This window comes from Streptomyces sp. NPDC030222 (genome assembly GCF_055573115.1).
In genome coordinates this window covers 116653-127861 of record NZ_JBVICA010000023.1, presented here as the reverse complement: position 1 = coordinate 127861, position 11209 = coordinate 116653, and the positions used below count along the sequence as shown (strand labels likewise).

Below are 11209 nucleotides of genomic sequence, written 5' to 3'. Positions count from 1 at the left end.
CTTTCCCTTTCGGCTTTTCCGACTCTATCAGATCCTTTCGGGCCTGATTCCCAGTCAGCGGGGCTTGTCTTCCCGGCTGTTGGGCCGTTCCGACGAGTGAGACTTTAGCGGAATCCCGGGCTCGAAAGCCAATCGGGCCCGCGCCCTTTCGAACGCGGATTCCTCATTTCGCAAAAACACACGGAAGCGATGCGACAAGAGGTCGCTCGCTGAAGTGGTTGTTGCGGAATGGCTGTCCGGGGACCGACCGAAGTCGGCGCTCACGTCGGACAACCCGCAGTACGTTACGCGTCGGCCGAACCCATGTCAACCCCTCCCTGGCGGGTACGGCGGCCGGGGCGCGGTGGCACCCGGCCGCGGTGCCCGCGCTTGCCGTCAGCCGTTGCCGGAGGCGAGTTCGCGGCTGCGGTCGCGGGCCGCTTCCAGGGCGGCGATCAGGGCGGCGCGGACGCCGTGGTTCTCCAGCTCGCGGATGGCGCTGATGGTCGTGCCGGCGGGAGAGGTCACGGCTTCGCGGAGCTTGACCGGGTGTTCGCCGCTGTCGCGGAGCATCACGGCGGCGCCGATCGCGGCCTGGACGATGAGGTCATGGGCCTGGGCGCGGGGCAGTCCGAGGAGGATGCCCGCGTCGGTCATGGCTTCGACGAGGTAGTAGAAGTACGCGGGTCCGGAGCCGGAGAGGGCGGTCGCGGCGTCCTGCTGGGATTCGGGGACTCGCAGGGTCTTGCCGACGCCGCCGAAGATCTCCTCGGTGTGGGCGAGGTGTTCGGCGGTGGCGTGGCTTCCTGCGGAGATGACGGACATGCCTTCGTCGACGAGGACGGGGGTGTTGGGCATGACGCGGACCACGGGGGTGTCCGCGGCGAGCCGTTCCTCGATGAAGGCGGTCGGAATGCCGGCGGCGGCGCTGATCACGAGTCGGTCGGCGGTGATGTGCGGGCCGAGCTCGTCGAGGAGGGTGCCCATGTCCTGCGGCTTCACGGCCAGGATGAGGGTGTCGGCGCGCTTGGCGGCCTCGGCGTTGGTGACGGCCTCGACACCGTAGCGCGTGCGCAGTTCGGCGGCACGCTCGGCGCGACGGGCGGTGACCAGCAGGGAGGCCACCGGCCAGCCGGCCCGGATCATGCCGCTGAGCAGGGCCTCGCCGATCTTTCCGGTGCCGAGGACTGCGACTGTCTGGGTCATGCGGGTCACCTCGCCGGTGCGGTGCGTGTGCACTGCCCGGGTGCCGTGCAGTGCGGTGCGGTGCGGATGTGCGGTCGTCGCTGTCCGTGGACGTGGTGTCCGTGGACAGGAACATCCTCGCACCGGCGGGGTGGGGGCGTCGGATGTGTCCGAGGAGCGGTCGGCGCGTGGGCGGACGGCCGTGCGGGGCCGGCGGCCCGGTGGAGCAGCCCGGTCGTGCCGGGTCGGGTTCTCAGGGGGTCCGGCGGCGGAGGGTGGCCGCCCCGAGTGCGAGGACGAGGAGTGCGCAGCCGGCGACGACGAGGGCGTCCCGGATGAACTCCGCGGTGACGTCGGTGTGCCGAAGGACTTCGTTCATGCCGTCGACCGCGTACGACATGGGGAGGACGTCGGACACGGCTTCCAGGACCGGGTGCATCTGGTCGCGCGGGGTGAACAGTCCGCACAGCAGCAGTTGGGGGAAGATCACCGCGGGCATGAACTGGACGGCCTGGAACTCCGATGCCGCGAAGGCCGACACGAACAGGCCGAGGGCCGTGCCGAGGAGGGCGTCCAGCAGGGCGACGAGCAGCAGCAGCCAGGGCGAGCCGGTGACGTCGAGGCCGAGCACCCACAGGGACAGGCCGGTGGCGAGCGCGGACTGCACGACGGCGAGGGTGCCGAAGGCGAGGGCGTAGCCCGCGATGAGGTCGCCCTTGCCCAGCGGCATGGCGAGGAGGCGTTCCAGGGTGCCCGAGGTGCGTTCGCGCAGGGTGGCGATGGAGGTGACGAGGAACATCGTGACCAGCGGGAAGATGCCGAGCAGTGACGCGCCGACGGCGTCGAAGGTCTGCGGGCTGCCGTCGAAGACGTAGCGAAGCAGGAAGATCATCAGGCAGGGCACCAGGAGCATCAGCGCGATGGTGCGGGGGTCGTGGCGGAGCTGCCGCAGGACGCGGGCGCTGGTGGCGAGGGTCCTGGGGACGGACAGGGCGGCGGGGGCGGTGACCGGGGCCGGCTGGACGGTCATGGGCGGGCCTCCTCGGCCGGGGTGGTGAGCTGGGTCCGGTCCTGGAGCCGGGCCAGGGCGTGGGCGTCCGCCTGGTCCACGAGGTGGAGGAAGGCCGCTTCGACGGTGGTGGAGTCCGTACGGGTGCGCAGGGCGTCGGGGGTGTCCTCGGCGAGGATCTCGCCGTTCCTCATGAGCAGCAGGCTGTGGCAGCGCTCGGCCTCGTCCATGACGTGCGAGGAGACGAGGAGTGTCACGCCGCGCTCGTCGGCGAGCGAGTGGAAGAGGTTCCACAGGTCGCGGCGGAGTACGGGGTCGAGTCCGACGGTCGGTTCGTCGAGGACGAGGAGTTCGGGGGCACCGAGGAGCGCGACGGCGAGGGAGACCCGGCTGCGCTGGCCGCCGGAGAGCGCACCGGCGAGGGCGTCGGCGTGGGAGTCGAGGTCGACGTCGGCTATGGCGCGGGCGACGTGGGCGCGGCGGCGGTCCGCGGCGGCGCGGCCGGGGTCGAGGATCGCGGCGAAGTAGTCGAGGTTCTGCCGGACCGTCAGGTCGTCGTACACGGACGGCGCCTGGGTGACGTATCCGATGCGGGGGCGGAGCGATGCCGTGCCTGCGGGGCGGCCGAGCACGTCGAGGGTGCCGGAGACCCTGGCCTGGGTGCCCACGATCGCGCGCATGAGCGTGGACTTGCCGCATCCGGAGGGGCCCAGGAGGCCGGTGATCCTGCCGCGCGGCACGACGAAGTCGAGCCCGCGGAGGACGGTGCGGGTGCCGCGGACGACGGTGAGGCCACGGGCCTCGATGGCGGGCCCCTCGGACGTCGGGGACGCGGGAGCGGAATTCATCATGCGTTGAATAATGGGCGCGCGTCCATGACGCGTCAAGACGTGTGGAAGAAGCTCCTCCGGTGCCGTGCCGTGCCTCAGGCGGGCTTGCGAACGACGGTGAAGTCCACGGCGTAGGCCTCCTCCACGACCCCGTCGGGAAAGAGCCCCAGCAGGTGGTCGTGCTCGGCCGCGAGGACGGCCTCGGCGGCCTCCCGGCCGATCACGACGAAGGCCGAGTGGCTTCCGAGGTTCGCGAGGTGGGTGTCGAGCGGGACGCGGCGCGTCCAATGGAGGCGCCGGTGGACGGGCGTGAGGGCCGGATCACCCTCGCGGATGATCCTCGGGGCGGTCCGGGTGACGCTCTCCCGCTCCAGCTTCCTCCCGCAGAAGTACCGGGCGAGCCGGGCGTCCTGTTCGGCCACCCATGCGACGTCGGAGTCGGAGACGTTCCACCACAGGGCGAGCGTGCCGCCCGGCCGCAGCACGCGCAGGGCATCGGGAACGGACCGGGCGGGATCGGTCCAGTGCCAGGCCTGGGCGTAGGTCACCAGGTCCGCGCAGCCGTCGGCGAGTGGCAGGGCGTCACCGACGGCGCGAAGGAGCGGTACGTCCGGGAGGGTGCGGCGCAGCTGCGCGCCCATGCCGGGGCCGGGCTCCACGGCGACCGGCCGGGCACCGCGCGCCTTCAGCAGCGCAGTGGCGATCCCGGTCCCTGCGCCGACGTCGATGACGCGGGCACCGTCGAGGGTACGGCCGGAGAGTTCCTCGACGACGTCGAGGAGTTCGTCGGGATAGCCGGGGCGGGCCTCGGCGTACTGCGAGGCGACCTGGTCGAAGGAGAGGGCACGCGTAGTCATGCACCCATCCTCATCGGGGAGTTACTTCCTGCGCTTGGGATTCCGTCCCGGGCCGCGGCGCGCGCCCGGGTTGCCGGTGCGGGAGTTCCGGCGGCGCTCGTAGCGGGCGAGGGCCGTCTCGTACTCGGTGCGGTGCAGCTTCTCGCCCGGTGCCTCGGTGAGCGAGCGGAGGAAGTAGGCGAGCAGGGAGCCGATGAAGCCGATCGCCTTGAGGCTGCGGAGCGACTCCTCACGGGCGGGGTCGGTGGGCCGGCGGGTGAAGCCCTCCCAGGTCTTGCGGAAGGCGATCGCGCTGCAGATGGCGAACATGACGACGACCAGAATGTCGACGAAGCTGCCGACGTCGGCGATCCGCAGCCCCTCGTAGGCGAAGTTCAGCACGAGGCAGCCGGCCGCCGCGGCGGCGAGCGAGCCGGCGGAGACGGCGGCGCGCCGCCAGCGGTAGCCGTTGTCGTGGTGCACCCAGGTGGTGCCGAAGAACCGCAGGGGTTCGGGCTGCGGACCGGCAGGGGCGGCCGTGCCGCCGGTGGCATCGGTCTCGCGCTTGGCGCCGCTGTTGCTCTCGCTCACGAGGTCGATTATCCCCGTCCGCATCCGGTTGCCGGCCCGGCACCGGTGACCCGGCCGGGTACGGTCCCGGCCGGGTCACCGGAGGCCGGTGCGGGGGCCTCCGGTGGGCGTGGCTTCGGCACGTCAGTCCGGCTTCGACACGTCAGCCCAGCTTCGACACGTCGCGGACCGCGCCCTTGTCGGCGCTGGTGGCCATCGCGGCGTAGGCGCGGAGGGCCGCGGAGACCTTGCGCTCGCGGTTCTTCGGGGCGTACGCCCCGCCGAGGGCCTCGCGCCGGGCCGCGAGCGTGGCGTCGTCGACGAGGAGCTCGATGGACCGGTTGGGGATGTCGATGCGGATCCGGTCGCCGTCCTCGACCAGCGCGATCGTGCCGCCGGACGCGGCCTCCGGGGAGGCGTGCCCGATGGACAGACCGGAGGTGCCGCCGGAGAAGCGTCCGTCGGTGATGAGCGCGCAGGCCTTTCCGAGGCCGCGGCCCTTCAGGAAGGACGTCGGGTAGAGCATCTCCTGCATGCCGGGGCCGCCCTTGGGGCCCTCGTAGCGGATGACGACGACGTCGCCCTCCTTCACGACCTTGGAGAGGATCTTGTCGACGGCCTCCTCCTGCGACTCGCAGACGACGGCCGGGCCCTCGAACGTCCAGATCGACTCGTCGACCCCGGCGGTCTTCACCACGCAGCCGTCCACCGCGATGTTCCCCTTGAGGACGGCGAGACCGCCGTCCTTGGAGTAGGCGTGCTCCACGGAGCGGATGCAGCCGTTCTCGGCGTCCAGGTCCAGGGACTCCCAGCGCTCGGACTGGGAGAACGCCGTCGCGGAGCGGACGCAGCCCGGAGCGGCGTGCCAGAGCTCGACGGCCTCGGCGGACGGGGAGCCTCCGCGCACGTCCCAGGTCTTCAGCCATTCGGCGAGGGACGCGGAGTGGACCGTGTGCACGTCCTCGTTGAGGAGTCCGCCGCGGTACAGCTCGCCGAGGATGGCGGGGATGCCGCCGGCCCGGTGCACGTCCTCCATGTAGTACGTGCCGCCGGGGGCGACGTTCGGGGCGACCTTGGCGAGGCAGGGGACGCGACGGGAGACCGCGTCGATGTCCTTCAGGTCGTAGTCGAGCTCGGCCTCCTGGGCGGCGGCGAGCAGGTGCAGGATCGTGTTGGTGGAGCCGCCCATCGCGATGTCCAGCGCCATGGCGTTCTCGAACGCCGCGCGGGTGGCGATGTTGCGTGGCAGGACGGACTCGTCGCCCTGCTCGTAGTAGCGCTTGGTGATCTCCACGACCGTGCGGCCGGCGTTCTCGTAGAGGGCGCGGCGGGCGGTGTGCGTGGCGAGGACCGAGCCGTTGCCGGGCAGCGACAGGCCGATCGCCTCGGTGAGGCAGTTCATCGAGTTGGCGGTGAACATGCCGGAACACGAGCCGCAGGTGGGACAGGCGTTCTCCTCGATGCGGAGGACGTCCTCGTCCGACACGTTCTCGTTGACGGCGTCGACGATGGCGTTGATCAGGTCGAGCTTGCGGACCGTACCGTCCACGAGGGTGGCCTGGCCGGCCTCCATCGGGCCGCCGGAGACGAAGATCGCCGGGATGTTGAGGCGCATCGCGGCCATCAGCATTCCCGGGGTGATCTTGTCGCAGTTGGAGATGCAGATCAGCGCGTCCGCGCAGTGCGCCTCGACCATGTACTCGACCGAGTCCGCGATCAGGTCGCGGGACGGCAGGGAGTAGAGCATGCCGCCGTGGCCCATGGCGATGCCGTCGTCGACGGCGATGGTGTTGAACTCGCGCGGCACCGCGCCCGCCGCACGGATCGCGTCGGAGACGATCCGGCCGACCGGCGCCAGGTGGGTGTGACCGGGCACGAACTCCGTGAAGGAGTTGGCGACGGCGATGATCGGCTTGCCGATGTCCTCGCTCGCTACGCCCGACGCCCGCATAAGGGCGCGGGCGCCCGCCATGTTGCGGCCGTGGGTGACAGTGCGGGACCTCAGCTCGGGCATCGTCGCTCGCTCCTCGGGTCGGCGTCCTCGACGAAGAAGACGGGGCTTTCTCCGAGCGTACGCCCCGTCTCCCAGGCAGAGACGGTTCGTCCACAGGGCGGGACGGGGCACTCACCTTACGGTCACGCCTGCGGGTGTGCCGCGCGTGTCGGGCGGGGGCGCGTCGGCGGTCTTGTTGGCGGGGGACGCGCCCGAGGTCGTGTCGCGCGGGGGACGGTCACGGTCGGGTACCCCGCGTCTGCGTACCCGCCGGTCCGTCCTGTCCGTGCGTCCGGCGGCCGGGTCCGGGTGGGCGACGGTCACGACCGTGTGGGCCGGCTACCTGGTCGTGCGTCCGTGCGCGGCCCGGTCATGCCTCCGCGGGCAACTGCGCGGCCATGTCGCCTCACGCGGCTGCACGGTCGTGCCTCTGCGCGCGGCTGCCCGGCCGTACCTCCGGGCGCGGCTGCCGGATCGCGCATGAACTTGCCGGGTCGGGGGCTCTTGTGGCTCCTGCCGGGTCCGGGCCGGTCAGGCCCCCGTCAGGTACCGCTGGAGCGTCGGTGCGACCATCTCGACGATCTCGTCCGGCGGCACGGACGCCATGGGCTCGACACGGATCACATAGCGCACGATCGCGATGCCGATCATGTGCGAGGCGGCGAGCTCGGCCCGGAACCTCGGGTTCGGGACGTCGAGCTCGGCGACGATCCGCTCCAGGATCCGGCGCAGTACGAAGCCCCGGAGTACGGCCGCCGCGGCCTCGTGGGTCATCGCCGACCGGACGATCGCCAGCAGCGGCGCGCGGGTCGCCGGGTTCTCCCACACGCCGAGGAAGTAGCGGGCGAGCCGCTCGCCGATCCCTTCCGGTCCCTGTCCGAGCACCGACGGGACGACGAGGTCCGCTTCGAACGACACCTCGATGGCGGCCGCGAACATCTCGTCCTTGGTGCCGAAGTAGTGGTGGACCAGGGCCGGGTCCACACCAGCCGACTTGGCGATGCCGCGCACCGACGTCTTGTCGTAGCCGCGCTCGGCGAATTCCTTGCGGGCTGCCTCCAGGATGCGCTCCCGGGTGCCCGGCCCGGCGTCCGCCTTCCGGCGGGGCGGCCTGCCCCGGCGCCGGGGTTCCTCTCCCGTCACGTCCGCGGCACCCGCAGGGAGGACGCGAGGTGCAGTCGGGTGAACGCCAGCGCTTCCGCGAGGTCGGCCTCGCGCTCGGCCGCGGACATGGCCCGCCGGGTGTTGACCTCGATCACCACGTGCCCGTCGAATCCCGTGAGGGCGAGACGTTCGAGCAGCTCGGCACAGGGCTGACTGCCGCGGCCCGGCACCAGGTGCTCGTCCTTCGCCGACCCCTTGCCGTCGGCGAGGTGCACATGCGCGAGCCGGTCGCCCATACGGTCGACCATCGCCAGGGTGTCGGTCCGGGCGGTGGCGGTGTGCGAGAGGTCGACCGTGAAGTGCCGGTAGTCGTCCTTGGTGACGTCCCAGTCCGGGGCGTAGGCGAGCATCTCGCGGTCCCGGTAGCGCCAGGGATACATGTTCTCGACGGCGAACCGGACGTCCGTCTCGTGGGCCATCCGCCAGATGCCCGTGACGAAGTCCCGGGCGTACTGCCGCTGCCAGCGGAACGGCGGGTGCACGACGACGGTCGAGGCGCCCAGCTTCTCGGCGGCGGCCCTGGCCCGCTGGAGCTTCGTCCAGGGGTCCGTGGACCACACGCGCTGGGTGATCAGGAGGCACGGGGCGTGGACGGCGAGGATCGGAACGCCGTGGTAGTCCGAGAGGCGCCGCAGTGCCTCGATGTCCTGGCTGACCGGATCGGTCCACACCATGACCTCGACGCCGTCGTAGCCGAGCCGCGCGGCGATCTCGAAGGCCGTCGCCGTCGACTCCGGGTACACAGAGGCCGTCGACAGTGCGACCTTCGCGTCCGGGATGCGCACCACTGGTTCTGCCACGAGGGACAGCGTACGGGCCGTCGTGCGGCCCGTACCCGGGAACCCCGTGGTCCGGCGCCGGCAGTGTGACGTGTAGGACACCCCCGGGGACACCCCCGGGACACTCCCGGGCCGCGGCGGCGTCGGCCCCGTGCGGCCGCGCAGAGGCGTCCCCGGGGCACAGACGTGGCGGCTCCCCCGGGAGGTGGCCGGGACGCCGACGGGCGGGGCCGGGCGGCCCGTGTAGGGGCCGGGCGCCTCATGGAGGAGGGTACGAACCGTCGCACGGGCCGAGCGCCTACGGGGGCCGACTCCGACCGCAGCCAATCGCCTCCCACAAGAAGAGGCCGAACCCCGACGCGAGGGGCCGGACACCCGCGGGAGCGGGAGCCGGTCGGGCTCCTGCCGGGAGGGAGCCGGGACGTGTGCGCACCGGAGCCCGGCGCCGGGTGCCCCGGGTGAGATACGCACTCCGACCGGAGCGGTCTGCCGCCCGGCCGGACTCCGGCACGACACGCCGAGCGCCCAAGAGAGGTCCGGGTGCACCCGCGAGGGGCCGACCCCCGTGGGAAGGACCGGACCCCGACGGCAGCAGCCGAGCCCCCCGGGGGAGCGGATCCGGGCGCCCGCGTGCACCGGGGCGCGAGAACGGGCCGCGAGCCGGAGCCCGGCGCCCGCGTGGCCCCGTCCGTGGGGCCACGCGGCGACCCGGGCGTCCTACGGCAGGTGGTCCAGGCGGCGGAGGATCACGCCCTCGCGGAGCGCCCAGGGGCAGATCTCCAGCTCGTCGACGCCGAACAGGTCCATCGCGCCCTCGGCGACGAGCGCACCGGCGAGGAGCTGCCGGGCACGGCCCTCGGAGACACCGGGGAGCTGGGAGCGCTGGGCGGCGTTCATACCGGCCAGCTTGGGGACCCACTCCTCCAGCGCTTCGCGGGACAGCGTGCGCTCGATGTACAGGCCCTCGGCGGAGCGGGCGGCACCCGCGATCCGCGCGAGCTGTTTGAAGGTCTTGGAGGTGGCCACGACATGGTCGGGGGTGCCCAGGCGGCTGAATTCCCCGACCGTGCGGGCGATCTCCGCGCGGGCGTGGCGGCGCAGTGCCTTCACATCGGCCGGCGCGGGCGGGTCGCCGGGCAGCCAGCCCAGGGTGAGCCGACCGGCGCCCAGCGGCAGGGAGGCCGCCGCGTCGGGTTCCTCGTCGATGCCGTAGGCGACCTCCAGGGAGCCGCCGCCGATGTCGAGGACGAGGAGTCGGCCGGCGGACCAGCCGAACCAGCGGCGGGCGGCGAGGAAGGTGAGCCGCGCCTCCTCGCTGCCGGTGAGGACGGTCAGGTCTACGCCGGTCTCGTCCCGCACCCGGGCCAGGACCTGGTCCGCGTTGGTCGCCTCGCGCACCGCCGAGGTGGCGAACGGGAGGACCTCCTCGACGCCCTTGTCCTCGGCGGCTTCGAGGGCGCTCCTGATGGTGCCGATCAGGCGGTCGACGCCGTGCTCGCCGATGGCCCCGGTGTCGTCGAGGAGTTCCGCGAGCCGCAGTTCCTCCTTGTGCGAGTGCGCCGGCAGGGGGCGCGCGCCGGGGTGCGCGTCCACCACCAGCAGGTGAATCGTGTTCGATCCCACGTCGAGGACTCCGAGTCTCATAAGCGGAACGCTACTGCGCCCTCCCGCATACCCTTGCCTTGTGCCAAAGACGAAAAAGGCGAAGCAGGGCAAAAGCGCGAATCCCGCGAACGCACCGGAGCAGTCCAGGCTGCCCGGCCAGTCCATGTCCTCCCCCGTCGACGACGCCGTGAGGATCGCCGTCTCCGACGAGGTCGGACTGGACTTCGCACGGGCCTGGGTGGAATTCCCCGACCCGGCGGACGACGAGCAGCTGTTCCGTTGCGACCTGACCTGGCTCACGTCCCGCTGGAACTGCATCTTCGGCAGCGGCTGCCAGGGCATCCAGGCGGGCCGGGCCGACGACGGGTGCTGCACGCTGGGCGCGCACTTCTCGGACGAGGAGGACGAGCAGCGGGTCGCGGAGCACGTGGCGCGGCTGACCCCGGACGAGTGGCAGTTCCACGACGTCGGCACCCGGAGCGGCTGGGTGCAGATCGACGAGGAGGACGGCGAACGGCAGACCCGCAGGTGGAATGGCTCCTGCATCTTCCAGAACCGTCCGGGGTTCGCGGGCGGCGCGGGCTGTGCGCTGCACATCCTGGCGCTGCGCGAGGGCCGGGAGCCGCTGGAGACCAAGCCGGACGTGTGCTGGCAGCTGCCGGTGCGGCGCTCGTACGACTGGATCGACCGGCCGGACGACACGCGGGTGCTGCGGATCAGCATCGGCGAGTACGACCGGCGCGGCTGGGGCCCGGGCGGTCATGACCTGCACTGGTGGTGCACCAGCGCGACCTCGGCGCACGGCGCGGGCGAGCCGGTCTACGTCTCGTACCGCGCGGAGCTCACCGAGCTGATGGGCAAGGAGGGCTACGAGCAGCTGGTGCAGCTGTGCGAGCAGCGCCTCGCCTCGCGGCTGCCGCTGCTGGCCCCGCACCCGGCGGACCCGGCGGACCCGTCCTGAGACACCCGGTCGACCCGTCCTGAGGTCGTGCAGGACGCACTGCGCGCGGCGCGCCCCCGAGGGACGCCGCGCGCTTGCCGGAGGCCCTGAGCGGCGGGGCCCCGCCTGTCCCGGCGGGGGAGCGGCGGGGGCTCCGAGGGCGCGGCCTCTTGCGGCGCACCCGCTCGTACGGTCGGGTGCTCCCGGCGTGCCCACGGGGTGCGTGGCGGCGCGGACCGACGCGGCCGAGGGCCTCCGCAGACACGCCGCGAAACCGGCGAGTGAACGGGGCGACGCGTCGGCCCACCGTCAGCCCTCC

General features: G+C 72.4%; 10 protein-coding genes. 1 reads left to right on the top strand and 9 read right to left on the bottom strand.

Going from position 1 to position 11209, the window contains the following annotated elements:
• Positions 1 to 375: 375 nt before the first annotated feature.
• From proC to ACZ4Z5_RS27825, 9 genes are all read right to left on the bottom strand, one after another.
• Positions 376 to 1185, bottom strand: a complete 810-nt coding sequence (gene proC, locus ACZ4Z5_RS27865) for a pyrroline-5-carboxylate reductase (RefSeq protein ID WP_468267478.1) — start codon at positions 1183 to 1185, stop codon at positions 376 to 378.
• A 232-nt stretch (positions 1186 to 1417) separates the two neighbouring features.
• A complete protein-coding gene (locus ACZ4Z5_RS27860; RefSeq protein WP_468267476.1) occupies positions 1418 to 2194 on the bottom strand; it encodes an ABC transporter permease in 777 nt (258 codons plus the stop codon).
• Positions 2191 to 3024: an ABC transporter ATP-binding protein gene (locus tag ACZ4Z5_RS27855; RefSeq protein ID WP_468267474.1), complete on the bottom strand. Its 834-nt coding sequence runs from the start codon at positions 3022 to 3024 to the stop codon at positions 2191 to 2193. Before ACZ4Z5_RS27855 ends, ACZ4Z5_RS27860 begins: the two co-directional genes overlap by 4 nt.
• Positions 3025 to 3098: 74 nt before the next feature.
• On the bottom strand, positions 3099 to 3860 hold the full coding sequence (locus ACZ4Z5_RS27850) for a class I SAM-dependent methyltransferase (protein WP_468267472.1): 762 nt from the start codon (positions 3858 to 3860) through the stop codon (positions 3099 to 3101).
• Between the two features lie 21 nt (positions 3861 to 3881).
• Complete coding sequence (locus ACZ4Z5_RS27845; RefSeq protein WP_468267470.1) at positions 3882 to 4430, bottom strand: hypothetical protein; 549 nt, start codon at positions 4428 to 4430, stop codon at positions 3882 to 3884.
• Positions 4431 to 4572: 142 nt separating this feature from the next.
• On the bottom strand, positions 4573 to 6423 hold the full coding sequence (gene ilvD / locus ACZ4Z5_RS27840) for a dihydroxy-acid dehydratase (protein WP_468267468.1): 1851 nt from the start codon (positions 6421 to 6423) through the stop codon (positions 4573 to 4575).
• A 510-nt stretch (positions 6424 to 6933) separates the two neighbouring features.
• Positions 6934 to 7545 (bottom strand): TetR/AcrR family transcriptional regulator, encoded by a 612-nt coding sequence (locus tag ACZ4Z5_RS27835; protein ID WP_468267466.1) that lies wholly within the window; start codon positions 7543 to 7545, stop codon positions 6934 to 6936.
• On the bottom strand, positions 7542 to 8366 hold the full coding sequence (locus tag ACZ4Z5_RS27830) for a sugar phosphate isomerase/epimerase family protein (protein ID WP_468267464.1): 825 nt from the start codon (positions 8364 to 8366) through the stop codon (positions 7542 to 7544). The genes ACZ4Z5_RS27835 and ACZ4Z5_RS27830 overlap by 4 nt, the downstream gene beginning before the upstream one ends.
• Positions 8367 to 9062: 696 nt before the next feature.
• A complete protein-coding gene (locus ACZ4Z5_RS27825) occupies positions 9063 to 9989 on the bottom strand; it encodes a Ppx/GppA family phosphatase (RefSeq protein WP_468267462.1) in 927 nt (308 codons plus the stop codon).
• Between the two features lie 124 nt (positions 9990 to 10113).
• Here ACZ4Z5_RS27825 and ACZ4Z5_RS27820 point away from each other — a divergent pair, with 124 nt between their 5' ends.
• Positions 10114 to 10911 carry a DUF3109 family protein gene (locus ACZ4Z5_RS27820; protein ID WP_468267492.1) on the top strand — a complete coding sequence of 266 codons (798 nt, stop codon included), beginning with the start codon at positions 10114 to 10116 and terminating at the stop codon, positions 10909 to 10911.
• Positions 10912 to 11209 lie beyond the last annotated feature (298 nt).

What these genes read in the sequence shown, in the direction of transcription:
- proC (WP_468267478.1), bottom strand. Translation starts at nt 1,185, where the DNA reads ATGACCCAGACAGTCGCAGTCCTCGGCACCGGAAAGATCGGCGAGGCC.
- ACZ4Z5_RS27855 (WP_468267474.1), bottom strand. Translation starts at nt 3,024, where the DNA reads ATGATGAATTCCGCTCCCGCGTCCCCGACGTCCGAGGGGCCCGCCATC.
- ACZ4Z5_RS27860 (WP_468267476.1), bottom strand. Translation starts at nt 2,194, where the DNA reads ATGACCGTCCAGCCGGCCCCGGTCACCGCCCCCGCCGCCCTGTCCGTC.
- ACZ4Z5_RS27820 (WP_468267492.1), top strand. Translation starts at nt 10,114, where the DNA reads ATGTCCTCCCCCGTCGACGACGCCGTGAGGATCGCCGTCTCCGACGAG.
- ilvD (WP_468267468.1), bottom strand. Translation starts at nt 6,423, where the DNA reads ATGCCCGAGCTGAGGTCCCGCACTGTCACCCACGGCCGCAACATGGCG.
- ACZ4Z5_RS27850 (WP_468267472.1), bottom strand. Translation starts at nt 3,860, where the DNA reads ATGACTACGCGTGCCCTCTCCTTCGACCAGGTCGCCTCGCAGTACGCC.
- ACZ4Z5_RS27825 (WP_468267462.1), bottom strand. Translation starts at nt 9,989, where the DNA reads ATGAGACTCGGAGTCCTCGACGTGGGATCGAACACGATTCACCTGCTG.